This window comes from Sodalis sp. RH14 (genome assembly GCF_047324285.1).
Taxonomy (GTDB): Bacteria; Pseudomonadota; Gammaproteobacteria; order Enterobacterales; family Enterobacteriaceae; genus Acerihabitans.
Genome location: NZ_CP178739.1, coordinates 3,331,598 through 3,352,215 on the forward strand (window position 1 = coordinate 3,331,598; position 20,618 = coordinate 3,352,215).

Sequence of the window (20,618 nt, forward strand, 5' to 3'; positions counted from 1 at the left end):
ATTATAAAGGAAATTCACCCGCAGGATAAGCCCGTCAGCACCCTGCGCGCCCCGGCTGGCTAAATAATTATTCATTAACATATTTATTAACAAAAATTCACCCTTGGGCGCTGTCATCCCCCCACCCGGATAACATACCCTCTTGCGGTGGCGATATGAACAGGCTGCGGCCTGGATCGAGGGTATTGTTATCAACCGGAGATATTTTATGCTTAAACTCGACCCCGCGCGCACCGCGCTGGTACTGATTGATCTGCAGCAAGGGATCCTGCCGTTTGCCGGCGGTCCATACAGCGGTGAACAGGTGGTGGCGAAAGCCGCCTCCCTGGCCGCGCGCTTTCGCGCCGCCGGCGCGCCGGTGTTCCTGGTGCGTGTCGGCTGGTCGCCGGATTTTGGCGATGCGCCGAAACAAACGGTGGATGCGCCCACGGGGGCAAGAAGCCTGCCGGAAGACTGGTGGGAATTCCCCGAACAGTTGGGCGTGCAGGACAGCGATATCCGCATCCAAAAACGCCAGTGGGGCGCATTCTACGGCACGGATTTGGATTTGCAGCTGCGCCGGCGCGGCATCGGCACCGTGGTGCTGGGGGGCATCGCCACTAATATCGGCGTGGAATCCACCGCGCGCAATGCCTGGGAAATGGGCTACGAGCTGGTGCTGGTGGAGGATGCCTGCAGCGCCCATAACCAGGAGCAGCACGACGGCAGCATGCAAAACATTTTCCCGCGCATTAGCCGGGTGCGCTCCACCGACGACGTTCTGGCCGCCTTCTAGCCTGTGCGGGGATACCGCGCCGGTACACCGGCGCAGGCTGGCGCCCGGACGGCCCGGTGCCCGCTCCAGCGTTTATCTTTCAGGCTATCAGGGGGATGGCCCGGCCATCCCCCTGATAGGCGAAAATAGGGAATGTATTGCTGACGGTGAGGAAAACTGGCCGCTTACGACATTGACGCCTGTTACCGCGTTGCGATTTTTACAGGCCAGCAAAAAATGGACTCTAAATGTAGCCTTTTTATATATTGGCTTTTTTTGTGCCGGAGATGTGGCACATCAATACCGCAGGCGTAGCTGCGGCGCTCGCAATAGCTACAGTAATTGCCGATGGCTTGGCCATAGGGGATATATTCCCTTTTCCCAGCGGTGAACACGCGGTATTACGCGGTCGCATTATCATCTTTTTTTCTCTCCGTGGTTAATAAATAGGCCGGGACAGGATTATCCATAAATTCGATTTTTCTCTATAATCCGTAAACCCAGCGACAACATGTTCTTGCCGGGTATGGCTGGGCGCCACGTTAAACGGCAGTTGGTCATGCAACGGGTTCCCCGTCCGGACGTTCCTGTTTTCCTGCTGTCGCAGCGTACGTATTGCCAGGGCGCCGGTGACTTTTCTGATGCCGATAAAAAAGTGCCCATGGCAAACGCGATGGCGAAGGGAATACGGGTTTTACCCGTGGCGTTATCGCCAATAATAACATTGAGGCGCTCCTCAAGTTGCAATTCCAATAATTCAAAGCATTTAAAATTTCTTAAAAAAGAGATTTAATTTTCATCGAATAATCCATTATGTCGTGTTTATTTTTATTATGCAGTAGTGTTGTATTAACGGCCATGGTAAAAATAGCAGCCTCGCTGCGCTCGGTATTAGCCCATCCCCGGCGCGCGGGCAGCATAAATACGGGGCACCGTGCAGCTATAGCATTCATCTGTTATTATTAATATGCTAAGATATTTTATCAACCGCTTACGCTAAGGATGATTAACCCTCATGTTTATCGGCTTGCCGCAATGGCAACATAGCGCGTGGAACGCCATCGGCATTACCGGCCTGGCGGAGTATGCCCGTTATTTTAACTGCGTCGAGGGTAATACCACGCTGTATGCCCTGCCCGATCCGGCGCGGGTTTATGACTGGCACGCCATGACCACCGACGGTTTTCGCTTTTGCTTCAAGTTTCCCGCGGCTATCAGCCACCAGGGCGGCTTGCGCGATTTCCGCGCGCCGCTGGCGCAATTTTACCAGGTACTGGATCCCTTGGCCGGACGCATCGGCCAGTATTGGCTGCAGTTGCCTGCCGCCTTCGGCCCGGCGCAACTCGGCGACCTGTGGGCATTTCTCGATGCCTTGTCCGGCGCGTTCAGCTATGGCGTGGAAGTGCGCCACCCGCTGTTTTTCGCCAAGGGCGACGACGAACGGCGCCTTAACCGGGGATTGCAACAGCGCGGCGTCAGCCGGGTGATCCTCGACAGCCGCCCGGTGCATCAGGGCGCCGGCACCTCGCCCGCAATGCTGGCGGCGCGGCGGCAAAAGCCCAAGGTGCCGGTACATGCCGTGCTGACCGGCGATCGGCCGCTGGTGCGGTTTATCGGCAACGACGATATCGACGACAGCGCGCGGCTGTTTCAACCCTGGCTGGATAAACTGGCGTTATGGTCGCAAAGCCGCACCCCTTTTCTGTTTATCCATACGCCGGACATCGGCCACGCGCCGCGCCTGGCCCAACAAGTGTGGCCGTCCCTGGCGGCCAGGATCGGCGGACTCGGGCCGATCCCTCCCTGGCCGCAGCAGGACGCGTTGTTTTAACCTTGGCAAAACCGTTATTTTAAGCAGGATTTTAACGACAGCGCTGCACGGGCGGGATATTATTTGCCCGCTGCTCGTTTTCTGGGAAATGGAGTTAGAGATGGTGAGTGCGCTTTACGTGGTTTTCGGCGCCATGTTATTGATTAAATTATCATTGGATGTCGTTAAACTGCGAACGTTATATCGCGTGGCCTACGGCGACGGTGGATTTTATGAACTGCAGACGGCGATCCGCGTGCACGGCAATGCGGTGGAATATATCCCCATCGGTCTGGTGCTGCTGGTGATCATGGAAATGAACGGTACGCCGAACTGGACCCTGCATCTGTGCGGGCTGATGCTGATGGCAGGCAGAATCATGCACTCTCTGGGCCTGCGCCAGCGGGAATTCAGCTGGCGCCGCACCGGCATGAGCGCCACTTATGCGTCGCTTATCATGATGGTGTTGCTCAACCTCTGGTATCTGCCCTGGGAGCTGGTTTTCAGTTGGCGTTAAACCGCCGGCGGCATAGGGCGCGCAGACGCATGCTTTGTGCCGCTAATCTGTTAGAATAACGGCTTACCCTGAACAACCCCGATATTCCGATGACAAACCACGATAATCTTTTCTGCGCGCCCATTGCCAAATTGGGCGACTGGACCTTTGACGAGCGGGTAGCCGAGGTTTTCCCGGATATGATCCAGCGCTCGGTCCCCGGCTACTCCAACATTATTGCCATGATCGGCATGCTGGCCGGACGATTCGCCACCCCCGGGTCGCAGGTGTATGACCTCGGCTGCGCGCTGGGCGCCGCCACCCTGTCCATGCGCCGCAACATCACCGCCGACGATTGCCGTATTATCGCCGTGGATAATTCCGCCGCCATGGTGGAGCGCTGCCGCCGGCATATCGAGTCGTTTCGCGCCGCGACGGCGGTCACGGTTATCGAAGCCGATATCCGCGACGTGCCGATTACCAACGCCTCGCTGGTGGTGCTGAACTTCACGCTGCAATTCCTTGAGCCGGCGGATCGCCAACGGGTGCTCGACCACGTGTTTGCCGGGCTTAACCCCGGCGGCGCCGTGGTGCTGTCCGAAAAGTTAAGCTTTACCGACGCGGGCATCGGCGAACTGCTGTTCAACATGCATCATGACTTTAAGCGGGCCAACGGCTACAGCGAACTGGAAATCAGTCAAAAGCGCAGCATGCTGGAAAACGTCATGCTCACCGACACGGTGGAAACCCATAAGGAAAGGCTGCGCCAGGCCGGTTTCGGCCATGCCGAGGTCTGGTTCCAGTGCTTTAATTTCGGTTCTTTGATCGCCGTGAAACCGGAGAACGCGGCGTGACGGATTTTGGTGATTTTTATCAGCTGATTGCCAAAGGCCCGCTGAGCCATTGGCTGAATACCCTGCCCGCGCAGCTGAGCGCCTGGCAGCATGACGCGCTGCACGGCAAGTTCCGCCAGTGGTTTAACGCCGTCGAGCGCCTGCCCCTGCTGACGCCCCGGCGCCTGGACCTGCTGCGCGGCGTGACGGCGCAGGGCGAAGCGCCGCTGCCCCCGGGGCAAAAAGAGGGCGTCGAGTCCTTATTGCGCCAGTTGATGCCCTGGCGTAAAGGTCCCTTTTCCCTTTACGATATCGAGATCGATACCGAATGGCGTTCGGACTGGAAATGGGAACGGGTCGCGCCGCATATCAGCCCGCTGGCCGGACGCGTTATCCTGGATGTGGGCTGCGGCAGCGGTTATCACCTGTGGCGCGCGGTCGGCGCGGGGGCGCAGCTGGCGGTGGGCATTGACCCGATGCAGCTGTTCCTCTGCCAGTTCGAGGCGGTGCGTAAACTGCTGGGCGGGGATCAGCGCGCCCATCTGCTGCCGCTGGGGATCGAGCAATTACCCGATCTGGCGGCCTTCGACACGGTATTTTCCATGGGGGTGCTGTACCACCGGCGCTCGCCGCTGGATCATCTGCTGCAGCTTAAGAACCAATTGGTCAGCGGCGGCGAGCTGGTATTGGAAACCCTGGTGGTCGAAGGCGACGACAGGCAGGTACTGGTGCCGGGGGAACGTTACGCCCAGATGCGCAACGTCTTTTTTATTCCTTCCCCCGGCGCGCTGATGTTATGGCTGGAAAAATGCGGCTTTGAACAGGTACGGCTGGCGGATATGTCGCTGACCACCACCAACGAACAGCGGCGCACCGCCTGGATGACCAGCGAATCGCTGGCCGATTTCCTGCATCCCGACGACCCCAGGCTGACGGTCGAAGGCTACCCCGCCCCGCTGCGCGCCGTGGTGATTGCCCGCAAGCCCTGACGTTGCCGCGCCGCGGATAAAAAAAAGCCCCAAGAAAGAGTCCGGGGCTTGGTACTTGCAAGCATCACGTGGGTTAGTTCGTGTGCGCGGCAAAATCAGCGGTCAGGCCGGCCGGTGCGCGGATGAAGGTGTTGATAGCGCATGCTTCATCGCCGCCACCATATCGCCGTCGACGCAATAGCGGGTAAATTCATCCGTTTCATTGTCGACGCTCATGCTTACACCCGCTTTGCGGTAACGCATCCCGGAAGCAACCACCTGTCTTGCGGAACTGTGCAGTTCACGGATGCCGATTTGCTGGAACTTATGCAAATTGGTCAATCGCACGCCAGCGCCTGCCATAATGATTGGACCACGGCTTTGGGCGTTCAGTTCCCTTAATAATGCTAAACCTGTTTCGGCGCTCTGCTGCTGGCCGGAGGTCAGGATGCGCGCCACCCCGAGATCGGTTAACTGCTGCAGGGCCTGGTAGGGGTTGATACACATATCGAAAGCGCGGTGAAAGGTCACCGCCACGCCGGTACATTGCGCCATGATGCGCCGCATGCGCGGCAAATCAATATGCCCCTCCTCGTCCAGCACGCCGACCACCACGCCGGGAAATCCCATGGCGCGTATGGCCGCTAAATCGTTAAGCATGCTGTCAAACTCAATTTCGCTGTAGCAAAAATCCCCGCCCCGCGGCCTCACCATGGGATGAACGGGCAGCGCCAGCCGCTCCCTCGCCAGCCGGAGCGTGCCGTGCGACGGCGTCAGCCCCCCTTCTTTCGGGGCCGAGCACAGCTCGATTCTGTCCGCTCCCGCTTGCTCCGCCGTTATTGCGCACTCAAGGCTATAGCAGCAGACTTCCAGTTTAGGCATTGTATACTCCTTATAGACGCCCCAGGATAACAGGCATTTAAAACACGGGCCTATGGCAGTCGCGATAATTTCTTATTTATCACCCAAGGAAATAACTATGGCATTCAACTTTGACGAAAGTATCGACCGACGTCACAGCGACAGTTATAAATGGCAAAAGTATCACGATCGGGACGTGATCCCCCTGTGGGTAGCGGACACCGACTTTCGTTCGCCACCTTGTATTATCGAAGCATTGCACGCGCGCGTCGAGCACGGCGTATTTGGTTACGGCGCACCTCCCGCGGAGCTTGCCGCGCTGTTTGTCGAGCGCATGCTCACGCGTTATCAATGGCGCGTCAAACCCGAATGGTTGGTTTTTTTGCCGGGATTGGTAAGCGGCCTTAACCTGGCGGTACGCGCGCTGACGCAGGCGGATAGCAGCGTGGTGATTCCCGCGCCGATATATCCGCCCTTCCGCGCGGCGGCGCGCGGCGCGGAACGGGGACAGCGCCTGGCGCCGATGGTCCTGGCGGAGGAACGCTGGCGGGTGGATCTGACGGCGATCGAACCGGAGATGGATGGATCGGAGCAATTGCTGATGTTATGCAATCCGCATAATCCGGGCGGCACCGTCTACCGGCGCGAGGAGCTGGCGCAGCACCTGGCGTTTGCGCAGCGCCACGATCTCCTGGTGTGTTCCGACGAGATTCACTGCGATCTGCTGTTGGAACCGGGCGTGGCGCATATCCCGTTCGGATCGCTCGGCGAGGTTGCCGAACAGCGCTCCATCACCCTGATGTCGCCATCCAAGTCGTTTAATATCGCCGGCCTCGGCGCCTCGCTGGCCATTATCCCCAATGCGCGGCTGCGTATGAAATTTATCGCCCAGCGCAGCGGCATTGTGCCGAATGTGGATGTGCTGGCATATGTCGCCGCCACCGCCGCCTGGCGCGACGGCCAACCCTGGCTGGAGGAACAGCTCGACTACCTGCGCGGTAACCGCGATTGGCTGGCCGCGCGCATCAATACCCTGCCGGGGTTAAGCATGGCGGCGCCGGAAGCCACCTATCTGGCCTGGATCGATGCCGGCCGGCTTGGGGTGGACAATCCCCAGCGGTTTTTCGAGCAGGCGGGCGTCGGTCTTTCCCCCGGCGCGGATTTTGGCGATCCCCGGTTTGTCCGGCTGAATTTCGGCTGCCCCCGCGCTCTGCTGGTGCAGGCCGTGGAACGCATGGCACGGGCGGTGCAGGCGCTTGGCTAACGGCGCCCGTCCGCCTCATCGCTCACGATGGCTCGCAGGCTGTAGGGGTGGAACTTAATCGTGACCTGCCCATCGGTGACCGCCAGCGTCGGATTGGGCAACCGTTCTCCCGCCCCCGCCGGCGCGCTGTGTTTCAGGCTGATGTCGGGCGCCCCCAGGGCGGAATCGGCCAGCAGCGCCAGCGCCCGCCGCGCCAGCGTTTCCGGCGGTCCGGGCAGGACAATTTCGATATGCTCCCAGCCTTCATGGGGATAACGGCGCGGCCCCGGCCAGGGCAGTTCCACGCAGCCGATGCGCAGCGGCCCAACGGCGAGGGGCGACGGCAGCGCCAGCAGCGCGATGGCGCGACCATTGACGTCGTTTTTTTTCAGGCACTGGCCGCACTGCCGCCAGCCGTCGAACCAGCGCTGCGCCGTGGCGTCCTCATGGCAACGCAGCGCGATATGATCGACATAATGGTCGGCCAATTCCAGATGAAGGCGCGCGGCCAGCGCCGACAGCCGCTGTTCAAAATAGGTCAAATCAGTGACAAGATCCGCTAATTGCGGCACGGCGGTCCAATGCATCCTCATTCCCTTAATTAAAGTAGGACTAAAATTAACGCACCAAAATAACGCGAGCTAAGAAATATCTTATTTTGATACATAACTTAATGTTTCTTTAATGATGTTTACCAAAAACACTTTTTATATTAACTTACCCGCTTGACGGCATGCGTAAGCGCCGCTGATGTCATTTATTAGCAATGAACTTTAAATGCTCAGTATTATCTTAAAGCGCTTTCGATGGATTGTATACGCCAGGTAATTACGTTATTTTCGAGATCGGTATTATTCTGAGTATATAATTATGATGTTATTAACATTGTGCATAATACTTGTTGTTATTGCGGTATTTTCAATACTTCAACATTTACGCACCCGGAATCGCAATCAGCTAGGCGCATCCAGAAAATCGCGCAATCGTTAGCCCCCGCTCGCCCCACCGCGGGGTGAATCGCCTTGTTGCTGACCTTCTATCCCGCCCCCGCCCCACGTTAACTTGACATCGACCAGGCCGGTCATACTGACGCGACGCGCCGTTTATGGTATAAGCGGTGTTTCTTTTACTTTTCGACACGCGCCCGGCGGTTAGCCCCCCGCCGCGGCGCGCGGTCGGCTTATCAGGTAGCCGGAAACACGGGGAGGCGTTCCCCCCGCGTCCAGCGTTAGTAAGAAAGGTAATACGGTGAATATTCAGGCTCTTCTTTCAGACAAAGTCAGTCAGGCGTTGACGGCGGCCGGCGCGCCCGCGGCAAGCGAAGCGCAGGTGCGCCAGTCCGCCAAGGCGCAGTTCGGCGATTATCAGGCCAACGGCGTGATGTCGGTCGCCAAAGCCCTCGGCATGCCGCCGCGCCAGCTGGCGGAAAAGGTGGTTTCGCTGCTGGATCTTGGCGGCATTGCGGCGAAAATCGACATCGCGGGCCCCGGCTTTATCAATATTTTCCTGGACCGGGAATGGCTCGCGCGCCAGGTCGAGGCCGCGCTGGATTCCCCGCGGCTTAATATTACCCCCGTGCAACCCCAAACCATCGTGGTGGATTACTCCGCGCCGAACGTGGCCAAGGAAATGCATGTCGGCCATCTGCGTTCCACCATTATCGGCGATGCGGCGGTGCGCACGCTGGAGTTTCTCGGCCATAGGGTGATCCGCGCCAATCACGTGGGCGACTGGGGTACCCAGTTCGGCATGTTGATAGCCTATCTGGAAAGGATACAGTCGCGCGGCGAGCCGGAGATGCAGTTATCCAGCCTGGAAGAATTTTACCGCGCGGCGAAAAAAACCTATGACGAAGACGCCGATTTCGCCGAGCGCGCCCGCGGTTACGTGGTCAAACTGCAGGGCGGCGATGAATACTGCCGGCAAATGTGGCGCAAGCTGGTGGATATCACCATGGCGCAAAACCAGCAGGTCTACGATCGCCTGAACGTGACCCTTACCCGCAAGGACGTCATGGGCGAGAGCCTGTATAACGACATGCTGCCGGGCATTGTCGCCGACCTGAAAGCCAAGGGGCTGGCGGTGGAAAGCGACGGCGCCACCGTGGTCTATCTGGAAGAGTTCAGGACCAAGGAAGGCGAGCCGATGGGGGTCATCATCCAGAAGAAGGACGGCGCCTACCTCTATACCACCACCGATATCGCCTGCGCCAAATACCGTTACGAAACGCTGAAGGCCGACCGGGTGCTGTATTATATCGATTCCCGCCAGCACCAGCATTTGATGCAGGCCTGGGCCATCGTGCGCAAAGCCGGTTATGTGCCCCCGTCGGTTCCGTTGGAACACCATATGTTCGGCATGATGCTCGGCAAGGACGGCAAACCGTTTAAGACCCGCGCCGGCGGCACCATTAAGCTTGCCGATTTACTGGATGAAGCGCTGGAACGCGCCCGCCGGCTGATTGCCGAAAAAAATCCGGCCATGTCGCCGGACGAGCTGGAAACCCTGGCGCGGGTGGTGGGCATTGGCGCGGTAAAATACGCCGATTTGTCCAAGAGCCGCACGACCGACTATATCTTCGACTGGGACAATATGCTGGCCTTCGAGGGCAACACCGCGCCCTATATGCAATATGCCTATACGCGGGTGGCGTCGGTATTCAAACGCAGCGGACTGGATGAAAGCCAGCTGACGTCGCCGGTCAGGCTGGAGCAAGAAGAGGAAACGCTGCTGGCGGCGCGCCTGCTGCAGTTCGAGGAAGCCATCACCGTCTTGGCCCGCGACGGCACGCCTCATGTCATGTGCACCTATCTTTACGATCTGGCCGGATTGTTCTCCAGTTTCTACGAGCATTGCCCAATCCTGAACGCCGATAATGGCGGCGTTATGCAAAGCCGCCTGAAGCTGGCGCTGCTGACGTCACGCACCCTGAAGCAGGGCTTGGAGATGCTGGGCATCCAGACCGTCGAGCGGATGTAGCCGCGGGCGAACCCACGCCGCGCGGCGGGCATCATCGGCAATCGCGACGCCGCCGCCGACGTGCTTGGCGTGGCTCACAGGGATGTGAGCCACGCCCCTGTGAACAGCGTTAAACACCCAGGATCTCAGCGCAAGCTGGAGTCAGCTGACCGAGCGGGCAAAATCCCTGATACGAAACCCCAGCGCCGCCAGGGTGGCGAAATACGCCACCACGCCCACCGCCACCACCAGCGCCAGACGCAGCAGCCTGGCCAGCATCGTACCCTGCGCCCAGTCGGGCATCACCCACAGCATGCCCAGCAGCGCTGCCGCCATCACCACCACCGCGATGATCAGGCGCACCAGAAACGGCAACCAGCCCGGCTGGGGCTGGAACATGTCTTTCTTGCGCAATTGCCAGTACAGCAAACCGGCGTTCAGGCAGGCGGCCAGGCCGATGGACAGCGACAGCCCGGCATGCTTGAGCGGGCCGATAAACACCAGGTTCATCAGCTGCGTCATGATTAACGTCACGATCGCCACCTTGACCGGCGTCTTGATATCCTGGCGCGAATAAAACCCCGGCGCCAGTACCTTCACCATGATAAGGCCGATAAGCCCCACCGCGTACGCCATCAGCGCCCGTTGCGTCATGGCGGCGTCGAAAGCCGAGAAGCGTCCGTACTGGAACAACGATACGGTAAGCGCTTTCGCCAGGATCCCGAGCGCCACGGCGCTGGGCAGCGCCAGCACAAAACACAGCCGCAGCCCCCAGTCCATCAGGCGGGAATATTCGTCATGGTTGCCGCTGGAAAAACTGCGCGCCAGCGAAGGCAGCAAAATGGTTCCCAGCGCCACGCCCAGCACGCCGGATGGGAATTCCATCAGCCGATCGGCGTAATACATCCAGGAGACCGAGCCGGAGACCAGGAAGGAAGCGAAAATGGTATTGATAATCAGTGAAATCTGGCTAACGGATACCCCGAGGATCGCCGGCCCCATCAGGCGCAGCACCCGCCAGACCCCCGCATCCTTAAACTGGATGCGCGGCATCACCAGCATGCCGATTTTTTTCAGGTGCGGCAACTGATAGCCGAGCTGCAGCACACCGCCCACCACCACCGCCCAGGCCAGGGCCAGCACCGGCGGATGGAAGTGCGGAGCGGCGAACAGCGCAAAACCGATCATGCTGACGTTAAGCAGCGTCGGGGCAAACGCCGGCACCGAGAAACGGTTCCAGGTATTGAGGATGGCGCCCACCAGCGACGCCAGTGAAATCAGCAGGATATAAGGGAAGGTAATGCGCAGCAGGGACGAGGTCAGGATAAATTTATCCGGCGAATCGGTGAATCCCGGCGCGGTGACCATGATAACCCAGGGCGCGGCCAGCATGCCGGCCAGCGTCACCACGGCCAGCGCCAGGGTCAGCAGGCCGGCGATATAAGCAATAAAGGTACGGGTGGCTTCCTCGCCCTGCTGGGTTTTATATTCCGCCAGTATCGGCACGAACGCCTGGGAAAAGGCCCCCTCGGCGAAAATACGCCGCAGCAGGTTGGGTAGCTTAAAGGCGACAAAAAACGCATCCGTCGCCATACCGGCGCCGAAAATGCGGGCGACAATCGCATCGCGGGCAAAACCCAGCACCCGCGAGAACATGGTCATGGAACTGACAGCAGCCAGTGATTTCAATAAATTCATGGAGTTATTTTTCTACAGCGCCCGGATGCCGGGGTGAAGGGAACAACGTCGCTCCCGCCGGCACCCTGATCCTTTTATAAGTGCGCCTAGTCTACCCTGACTTCAGGAAATCGCTACTGCGAGTTGTTACGCGGCGTAAGTCCGCCCGCGACAACCCGGAACCCCGGGCCGGCGCGGACGGCAGATATTCCCCGTTCCCGGGGCAAGACCGCGTTATAACTTCAGCACCAGGTGATGGACGCCCCCATCGAGCGGCGCACGCGCCTGACGATCGCTAAGCGCCAGAGGCGCGTCGTTAAGTATCGCCTCGCTCACCCCGCGCGGATGCAGGCCGCTATTGGTGACTTCGATGGTGAAACGGGTGTCCAGCACCAGCACCTCGGCGTCGAAGCCCGGCCAGCCGGAAGGCAGGCACGGATTGATAATCAATACGTCGCCTTCCCGGCGAATACCGAGAATGCCTTCCACGCCGGCGCGGTACATCCAGCCGGCCGAGCCGGTATACCAGGTCCAGCCGCCGCGGCCGACATGGGGCGCCACGGAGTAGACATCGGCGGCGATAACATAAGGCTCGACTTTGTAACGCGCCACCTGTTGCGGCGTGCGGGCATGATTGATGGGATTGAGCAAGGCAAACAGCTCATGCGCCTTATCGCCCTGCTCCAACCCGGCGAACGCCAGGATGGCCCACATGGCGGCATGGGTATATTGGCCGCCATTTTCACGCAATCCCGGCGGATAGCCCTTGATATAACCCGGGTCGTGGGTGGTCTTATCGAACGGCGGCGTAAACAGCAGCGCCAACTTATCCTCGCGACGGATCAACAAACGATCCAGCGCGGCCATGGCCGTCGCCGCGCGCGTGGGGTCCGCTTCCCCTGAAAGCACGGACCAGGTCTGGGCGATGGAGTCAATGCGGCATTCATCGTTATCCTTGCTGCCGAGCCAGGTGCCGTCGTCAAAGGTTGCCCGCCGATACCACTCGCCGTCCCAGGCGTCGCGCTCGATCGACTGGCGCACGGATTCCTTGTGCGCCTGCCAGCGCGCCGCGCGTTCAGGCTCGCGGGCCGCAACCCATGGCATGAACAAAGTCAGGGTGCGGATCAGCAGCCAACCCAGCCAGACGCTTTCCCCTTTGCCCCCTTCGCCGACCCGGTTCATGCCGTCGTTCCAGTCGCCGGTGCCCATCAGGGGCAGACCGTGCGCGCCGGTAAGTTCCAGGCACTGCTCCATGGCCTGTACGCAATGCCGGTAGAGCGTCGCGCTCTCGGCGGCCACCATCGGCTGGAAGAAGGCGTCGTGTTCGCCCTCCGCCAGGAGTGGCCCCTCAAGATAGGGCAGCACTTCGTCCAGCACCGCTTCGTCGCGGCTGCAGTTGATATAAGTGGCGACGGCGAACGACAGCCATACCCGGTCATCGGAAATGCGGGTACGCACTCCCTGGCCGGAGTGAGGCAGCCACCAGTGCTGTACATCGCCTTCCATGAATTGCCGGCCGGCGGCGCGCAGTAAATGTCCGCGCGTTTGCTGCGGCTGCGCGAAGGTCAGCGCCATGCCGTCCTGCAGCTGATCGCGGAAACCATAGGCCCCGCTGGCCTGATAAAAGCCGGAGCGGGCCTGGATACGGCAGGCCTGGGTTTGGTACAGCAGCCAGCCGTTAAGCATGATATCCATAGCCGGATCGGGCGTGGTCACCTGTATCGATCCCAGCCGCTGTTGCCAGTGGCCGGTCACTTCCGCCAGCACCGCGTCCAGATCGGCGGCGCGATAGCGTTCGATTAAGCGGCGGGCGCTTTCGGCCGAGTCGCTCTGGCCGATAAACCAGACCACCTCTATGCTTTGATCTACCCCAACCTCGATATGGGTTTGCAATACCGTGCAGGGATCAAAGCCCGCGCCGCAGGCGCCGCTCAGGCGACCACCGTTGACCAGCGCGGCGGGCGCCGCCATGGCGCCGTTGCGGCCGAGAAACTCGGTACGGTCCGCGCTGAACGCGTCCTGACGGCCGTCGAGGTCGGCAAACGCCACCCGGTTCTGGAAGGCGGTGCTCCATGAATTACGCACCAGCACCGCGCCGGTGCTTTCGTCATGCTCGCTGATGATAAACGGCCCGGACGCGCTGCGCGAAGTGCCCAGTACCCATTCCACATAGGCGGAGACGGACAGGTGCAGCGTTTGATCGCTCAGGTTGCGAATGGTCAGCCGGGAGATCTTGATGGAATCCTCCAGCGGCACATACTGAAGCAGCGTTACCGCCGCCTCGAGGGTATTGTGTTCGAAGCGGGAGTAGCCGAAACCGTGGTGGGCGAGATAGCGACCGCCATCATTGATGGGATGCGCCGTGGGACTCCATAAGGCGCCGGTGACCTCGTTGCGGATATAGATGGCCTCGCCGCCGCTGTCCGCCACCGCATCGTTCAGCCAGGGCGTAAGCTGGTTTTCGCGGCTGTTTTGCGCCCAGGTATAACCGCTGCCCCGGGCCGACACCTGGAATCCGAAGTCCGGATTGGCAATCACATTGATCCAGGGCGCCGGCGGGCAGGTTTGCGCGTCAATCACAGTGACATATTCACGCCCCTGCCTGGCGAACCCGCCGGTGCCGTTGAAGAACGCCAGGTCCGCGGGCACGGGCAACGCGCCGGGCGTCGGCAGGCGCATCTTGCGCTGCGGCAGCAGGGAGACCTGCGGCAGTTCCAGCGAAGCCAGCTGCGAGCCGATGCTGCCGCGCCGCGCCAGCAGCGCCACCCGGGCGACGGACTGCAGCAGCATACGCGCTTCCTGGCTTATCAGATCCGCGCGCAGGGTATAGACGCCGCCGCGCGAGGCATCGCCGGTGTAACGCGGGTGGGACTGGCTGCTGCGCACCGCCGTCTCAATGGCGATTTGCAGATCCTGCAAATAGGATGAGGCGTGTTCATTAATAATCACCACGTCGACGCTGAGCAACTTCATATGCCAATATTCATGGGCGCGCAGCAGTTGCTTAACCTGGGCGATATCCTGGATATCGTCGATACGTAGCAAGACGATGGGGAGATCGCCGGAAATAGACAAGGGCCACAGGCCCGACTGGACGCCGGAACCGCGGATAATCGAGGCGGAAGGCGCGCGGAAACGCGAATCGGCATACAACAACGGCGCGGCCAGGCGCTGGAAGTCGGCCGCTTCCTCGGCGTTGATATCCAGATGGCGCAACTGTACCTGCGCCTGGGTCCAGGCCAGCGTTTTCGCCCGTTTGTAGGCGCTGCGGTCGTGGTGCTTATCGATGAGCTTCATCAGCTCTTCTTCAGAAGAGGCCACCAGCGTCCAGTAGGTTACCCTGACCGAGGTGCCCGCCGGAATACGGACCTGTCGCCGCAGGGAGAAAATCGGATCCAGCACCGTGCCGACCGTATTGGACAACGGCTGCCGTCCCAGCACCGCGTCGGCATAGGTGGGCGACGAACCCTTGCCGATAAACCGAGCCCGGTCGGTTTCATACTGTGCGTCGGACAGGCTTTCGCCCTCCACAATAGCCAGATGCGCCGCCCAGACGTGGGGTTCCTGCGGGGTTCGGGTCCTGCGCGTGGCGACCAGGGCGGTAAATTCCGGCAGATAGCGGGTCTGCACAAACATTTTGGCAAACGCCGGATGGGCGGTATCGACATTCGCCGGCGCCAGCACAATCTCCGCATACGAGGTCAATTCAACTTCGCGGGTACGGCGGCCGCTGTTGGTCAGCATGACACGACGCACCTCGCCGTCATCCTCGCCGGACACCAGCACGTTAAGCGTGGTGGTCAACGTGCGGTCATGGTGGATAAAGGTGGCGTCGTCCTCGCTGAAGATCACCTGGTTGAAAGACTTCCCTTTCAACGCCCGCACGCGGCGTTCGCTCAGCGAATCCGTTCCCTGGATTTGCAGACCGGCCGACCAGATCTTGCCGCTGCGCAGATCGCGGAAACGAATAAATGAACGGCTGTCGTCGCGGGTGACATCCTCGCGCCAGCGGGTAATGGCGATATTGCCCCAGCGGCTGTAGCCGCCGCCGGAGACGGTCAGCATAACGGCGTAATGACCGTTGGAGACCAGATGGGTCACCGGCGCGCCGGCGGGCAACGCGGAATACCGGCGCTGCGTAAGATACTCGTGGCCGGATTTGACCACCGCTTTTTTCACCTCTTCGGCATGCGGTTTTGTCAGGGCGACTTCCCTTGGCATGCGTTCTTGCAACAGCAGCTCGCTGGCCTGGATCATCGGCTCGCGATGGAAACGCGCGCGCATGGCGCCGTCAAGCAGGGCGTTATCCAGCGCCACGATAGTCATGCCCTGATGATGGGCCATATAGCTGCGCACGATAGCCACTTTCTGGTTATCAGGCAGCCTTGCGGCGGTAAAGTCCAGCGCTTCGTAAAAGCCATAATCGCCGCGCGCCCCGATCTTCGCCAGCCGCCGGTAATTAAGCAGTGCGCCGCGCGCATCCACCATCGACGCCAGGCCGGTGGCATAGGGGGCGATAACCTGGTTTTGCGCCAGGCCGCGCTGCAGCCCCAGCCCCGGCACGCCAAAGTTGGAATATTGATAGGTTAAATCCAAATCGCGCGCGTTATAGGCGGATTCCGAGACGCCCCAGGGAATTTTCAGCATGCGGCCATAGGCCTGCTGATGGGCCACCACCACCCGGTTGGTCTGCTCCAGCAACGTGCCGGCGGCGGCGCGCATCACCAGGGACGGCATCAAATATTCAAACATCGACCCGGACCAGGAGATCAGCGCCGCGCCTTTACCGGACTGAATGGCGGCGCGGCTGAGGCGGAACCAGTGGCGCGTGGGAATGTCGCCCTTGGCGATGGCGAACAGGCTGGCCAGGCGGGCTTCGGACGCCAGTAAATCATAACAGCTGCTGTCGAGCTGGTTATCGGTGAAGGAGTAACCGATGGAGAGCAGTTTGCGCTCGTCATCCACCAAAAAGCGGAAATCCATGCCCAGCGCCAGCGCCCTGGCGCGATCCGCCAGTTGCTGCAGGCGTTCGTTATAGCTGTCCGCCGCCAACAGGCGATCGGCGTTAAGTCCGGCGATGCTGGTTCTCATCGCCTCCAGCCAGAACATCAGCCCCGGTTCCGGCGCGTCGTCGTGCGAGGCGTCATCAGTCGGTTCCGCCTCGGGGGACACAGCCAGATCGCTCATTAAACCGCAGGCCTCCTCGCTAAGCGTGGCGAGCGTGGGCAGCAAGGTATTATCGGGCTGCTGCCGCGCCAGCTGGGCGGCGATTTCATCCAGCAGGGCGTCGAGCGGCAAGCCGTCGATTTCAGGCGCCTTTTTTAACGCCCTGCGGATTAACAACAGATGATCCATGGCGCCGGCACGCCAGCCCGGCGCCACCGGCGCGCAGCGCCATTCTTCGCAGGCGTTGGCCAGGGCGATCAGGTGACCGGCCAGGTTGCCGCTATCCACCGACGATACGTAGGCCGGGGCCAGCGCCTCGAGATTGCGGGTCTCATACCAGTTGAAAAAGTGGCCGCGATAACGCTGCAGCTTATCCAGCGACGCGAAGGTTTCTTCCAGCCGGTCAAGCGTCGCCCCGGTGGACGCCCAGCCGAAATCGCGGGCCGCCACCGTGGACAGCAAATACAGCCCGATATTGGTGGGCGAGGTACGATGGGCCACCACCGGCCTGGGTTCTTCCTGGAAATTATCCGGCGGCAGCATATTATCCACCGGGGTAACGAAGGTTTCAAAAAAGCGCCAGGTCCGGCGGCCAATCAGGCGCAGCGTCTGAATTTCCTTATCGTTCAACGCCACCTGCGGCGCAATCACCGGCTCCCGGCTGGCCCATAACGCCATGACGGGCGACAACAGCCATAAAAGGGCGAACACGGCGACAAGCGGCCAGTTCCATGGCGCCAGCGCCAGCGCCAGGGCCGCCATCAGCAGTCCCAGCAGGATGCCGGCGGACATTTGCCGGCAAAACCCGCCCAACCCCAGGCGCGGGCTGCCGCCGGTCTGGGCCGACGTGGTCCATTCCAGCAGCTTGCGATGGCTGAAAAGTACCCGTGATAATGAACGCACAATGGCGTCCAGCATATGCCAGGCGTTGTCGGCTAAAAACACGATCTGCATCAGGATGCGCAGCAGCGCATAGCGCAAATCGATGGCGACGTTATGTAAATGCTTGTGCAGCGGGATACGCCGCCGGCGCGGCAGCAGATCGCAGAAAATCGGCAATAGCGATGGCACGGCGAAGGCAGCAATCAGCGTCAGTACGCCCAGCGCGGCCGCGGCCGGCGGCAGCAGCCAGCACCAACCCAGGGCCAGCAGGCTGAACGGCGCCAGCAGCGAACGGCGCAGGTTGTCGATCATCTTCCAGCGGCCGACGGCGGGCACCGGGCTGATGCCGTTGCGCCCGTTCATGATCCAGGGCAATAACTGCCAGTCGCCACGCGTCCAGCGGTGCTGTCTTTTCGCCACCACGTCGTAGCGCGCCGGCGAGTCTTCCACCAGTTCCACATCCGAGGCCAGGCCGGCGCGGGCATAGATACCCTCAAACAGATCGTGGCTAAGCAGGGTATTTTCCGGAATGCGCGCGTCAAGCGCGGCGTCGAACGCATCGACGTCGTAAATGCCCTTGCCGGTATAAGATCCCTCGCCGAACAAATCCTGATAGACATCCGAGACCGCCGAGGCATAGGGATCCATGCCGCCCGGCCCCGAGAAGACGCGCTGGTAGATAGAGCCGTCGTTGCCTAGCGGCAGGGACGGCGTAATGCGCGGCTGCAGGATGCCATAGCCGCTGACGATGCGCTTTTTGCCGGCATCGAATTTCGGTCGGTTCAGCGGGTGAGCCATTTTCCCCACCAGCAGCAGCGCGGTTTCACGCGGCAGCCGGGTATCGGCGTCCAGGGTGATCACATAGCGCACCCCTTCCGGCACCTGGCTGCCCGGCAGGAAGCTGGTATCACGCGCGCCGCGCAGCAGACGGTTCAGTTCGTGCAGTTTGCCGCGTTTACGTTCCCATCCCATCCAGCAGGATTCGCGTTCGTTATACAGGCGGCGACGGTGCAACAGCAAAAAACGCGCGCCGGCGGGTCCGGGGCCATGACGCTGGTTCAGCCGGTCGATGCCTTCCCTTGCGCAGGCGATAAGCTCCGCGTCCCCGGGCAGCGTTTCCAGCGGGGCATCCAGGCTATCGGAGAGCAGCGCAAAAGTGAGATCGCCTTCGCCGCTGGCCAGGTAGTGGACTTCCAGCCGCTCGATTTGCTCGGTGATGTCCTCCTGGTCAGTGAGCAGCACTGGCACGACGATCATGGTGCGCAACGCCGTCGGCACCCCGTCGGTTAACGCCAGGCCGGCCAGGGGCGACGCGCCGAGGCGCCAGTTGACCAGCCGGTTGACCAGCGCGCTGGCGGCATCGCTCAGGGCCGGCAGCGCCAGGATAATAAAGACCGCCAGGGCGCCAGCGCCGAGGCCGGCAGCCAAGAGCTTGCTCCCCGCCCATGCGGCCAGCAGCAGGCTTAACAGGATAATCGCCCCGCCGTAGCCGGCGATGCCAGGTTCAATGGCCATACGGCTGATGCGTAAGCGCCATGGCGGTTTAAAATCGATAGACTGCTCAAAGCGTCTGCGTCCGCCGGCAATCAGGTGATAACCGGGATCGCCGACGCGGGCGGCCTCGAGAGGATCGTTCTGGCTGGCCGCGGCTTCATGAGCGGCCGCCAGGACCTTATCCGCGATATCCAGCTCACTGTAGGACGATCCGCGCGACAACTGCTCGATGGCGCTGCGGTAAAGATTGCGGGTGGTAAAATTCATCTCGTCAAAGGCGCTGTGCCGGCGTAAACGTTCATCCACCAGGCTGATGCTTTCAAACAGCGTCGCCCAGTCGATATCCGAGATCAGGCGCATGCTGGTGATGATATTGCGCACCGTGACGTTGGAGGCGCCCAGGCGCTGCTGGGCGTTTTGCACAATCGATTCGATGGAGCTGTCCTGCTGGTGAAGCTTTTCTTCCAGCCAGGCCAGGGACGGGGTGGTGCGGGGATCCTGGTTGCGCAGGCGTTTCGCCAGCTGCGCGGCAAAATGCTCATTAAGCGGCAAGGTATAGGCGGATAAATGCGCCGCCTCCATCGCCGCCTGGGCATTGCCTTTGGCCAGCAGCTTATTGGCCAGGTCCTCGGCCTCCTGCCGGGCCTGGCGCCCCTCGCTCATCTGATCCGCCAGCCGCCGCAGGTTCTCGATAAGCACGATGCGCAGGGTGATGGCCACCGCCCAGAGTTCACCGATGGTGAGCGGCTGTACCCGCTGGTAGGCGGCGATAAAACGCTTGAGGTTTTCCGGATCGAAATGACTGTCGGTATGGGCGATAAACGCCCATGCCACGCCGAAGACCCGCGGGTAACCGGCAAACGGCCCCTGCGCCAGCTTTGGCAGCAGCCGGTAGAAACTCGGCGGCAGATCTTCGCGGATTTCACGGATCTGCGCCTCGACCAGATGATAGTTATCCAGCAGCCACTCGGCGGCCGGCACCACGGTATGGCCTTTTTCCAGTTCCAGCGCGCTGGCGCGGTAGGCCGCCAGCAACACCGCGGCATTATCATTAAGGCGCTGGCGCAGCGGCGAGACGGTCGGCGGGCGGTCGGCGATCGCCTGGGCGGCCGCCAGGCTTTCCGCGTGCTGCTCAAGGCGTTCAACACCAAATAATTCTTTCCTGACCGGGGCAGGATCGTTCCACGGTGACGAGGCTTCACGAAAACGGTAGATCCCAGCAAGCAAATTTTTCATAGCAGCCTTAACCTGCGGCTTCATGCCACAGGCATTACGAAAATGTTATCGGTGCCAAATACGGCGTTATATCGCCAGCGCGCCAACTTGTTGCCGTTATCCATGACACGGCGAAATCCACCTTGCCATGGCGGCGATACAAACCCTGGAAAGAGGCGCTATGCGTCGCGCCTGGAATGAGACGCCCTTAAGGCTTAATAGGTATGTAGGAACTTATTGGGAGGCGCGTAAACGCCCCCC

General features: G+C 60.7%; 12 protein-coding genes. 7 read left to right on the plus strand and 5 right to left on the minus strand.

Annotated features, from left to right (window positions below):
- Nucleotides 1-208: 208 nt before the first annotated feature.
- The gene (locus ACL2XQ_RS15160; RefSeq protein WP_410015351.1) at nt 209-775 is read left to right on the plus strand and encodes a hydrolase; all 567 of its coding nucleotides are present in this window, start codon (nt 209-211) and stop codon (nt 773-775) included.
- 441 nt (nt 776-1,216) lie between these two features.
- Here ACL2XQ_RS15160 and ACL2XQ_RS15165 read toward each other — a convergent pair whose 3' ends face one another.
- Entirely contained in the window at nt 1,217-1,543 is a 327-nt protein-coding gene (locus ACL2XQ_RS15165) for an AAA family ATPase (protein WP_413733217.1), read from the minus strand.
- 226 nt (nt 1,544-1,769) lie between these two features.
- On the opposite strand from ACL2XQ_RS15165, the gene ACL2XQ_RS15170 reads away from it, so the two are divergent.
- From ACL2XQ_RS15170 to cmoB, 4 genes are all read left to right on the plus strand, one after another.
- On the plus strand, nt 1,770-2,585 hold the full coding sequence (locus ACL2XQ_RS15170) for a DUF72 domain-containing protein (RefSeq protein WP_410015352.1): 816 nt from the start codon (nt 1,770-1,772) through the stop codon (nt 2,583-2,585).
- A gap of 100 nt (nt 2,586-2,685) precedes the next feature.
- The gene (locus tag ACL2XQ_RS15175) at nt 2,686-3,081 is read left to right on the plus strand and encodes an MAPEG family protein (protein WP_410015353.1); all 396 of its coding nucleotides are present in this window, start codon (nt 2,686-2,688) and stop codon (nt 3,079-3,081) included.
- Nucleotides 3,082-3,170: 89 nt separating this feature from the next.
- Nucleotides 3,171-3,914, plus strand: a complete 744-nt coding sequence (cmoA, locus tag ACL2XQ_RS15180) for a carboxy-S-adenosyl-L-methionine synthase CmoA (protein WP_410015354.1) — start codon at nt 3,171-3,173, stop codon at nt 3,912-3,914.
- Nucleotides 3,911-4,882, plus strand: a complete 972-nt coding sequence (gene cmoB / locus ACL2XQ_RS15185) for a tRNA 5-methoxyuridine(34)/uridine 5-oxyacetic acid(34) synthase CmoB (RefSeq protein ID WP_410015355.1) — start codon at nt 3,911-3,913, stop codon at nt 4,880-4,882. The genes cmoA and cmoB overlap by 4 nt, the downstream gene beginning before the upstream one ends.
- Nucleotides 4,883-4,984: 102 nt before the next feature.
- On the opposite strand, the gene cutC is transcribed toward cmoB, so the two are convergent.
- Nucleotides 4,985-5,743 (minus strand): copper homeostasis protein CutC, encoded by a 759-nt coding sequence (cutC, locus tag ACL2XQ_RS15190; RefSeq protein WP_410015356.1) that lies wholly within the window; start codon nt 5,741-5,743, stop codon nt 4,985-4,987.
- A gap of 97 nt (nt 5,744-5,840) precedes the next feature.
- On the opposite strand from cutC, the gene ACL2XQ_RS15195 reads away from it, so the two are divergent.
- A complete protein-coding gene (locus ACL2XQ_RS15195; protein WP_413739395.1) occupies nt 5,841-6,986 on the plus strand; it encodes a MalY/PatB family protein in 1,146 nt (381 codons plus the stop codon).
- Here the strand turns inward: ACL2XQ_RS15195 and ACL2XQ_RS15200 are convergent.
- A complete protein-coding gene (locus tag ACL2XQ_RS15200; RefSeq protein ID WP_410015358.1) occupies nt 6,983-7,552 on the minus strand; it encodes a VOC family protein in 570 nt (189 codons plus the stop codon). The two genes, ACL2XQ_RS15195 and ACL2XQ_RS15200, sit on opposite strands and share 4 nt — an antisense overlap.
- Before the next feature lie 661 nt (nt 7,553-8,213).
- On the opposite strand from ACL2XQ_RS15200, the gene argS reads away from it, so the two are divergent.
- A complete protein-coding gene (argS, locus tag ACL2XQ_RS15205; protein WP_413722634.1) occupies nt 8,214-9,944 on the plus strand; it encodes an arginine--tRNA ligase in 1,731 nt (576 codons plus the stop codon).
- A gap of 141 nt (nt 9,945-10,085) precedes the next feature.
- On the opposite strand, the gene murJ is transcribed toward argS, so the two are convergent.
- Nucleotides 10,086-11,621, minus strand: coding sequence for a murein biosynthesis integral membrane protein MurJ (murJ, locus tag ACL2XQ_RS15210; RefSeq protein WP_413722633.1), 1,536 nt, complete (start codon nt 11,619-11,621; stop codon nt 10,086-10,088).
- A 213-nt stretch (nt 11,622-11,834) separates the two neighbouring features.
- On the minus strand, nt 11,835-20,378 hold the full coding sequence (locus ACL2XQ_RS15215) for a GH36-type glycosyl hydrolase domain-containing protein (RefSeq protein WP_413739396.1): 8,544 nt from the start codon (nt 20,376-20,378) through the stop codon (nt 11,835-11,837).
- Nucleotides 20,379-20,618 lie beyond the last annotated feature (240 nt).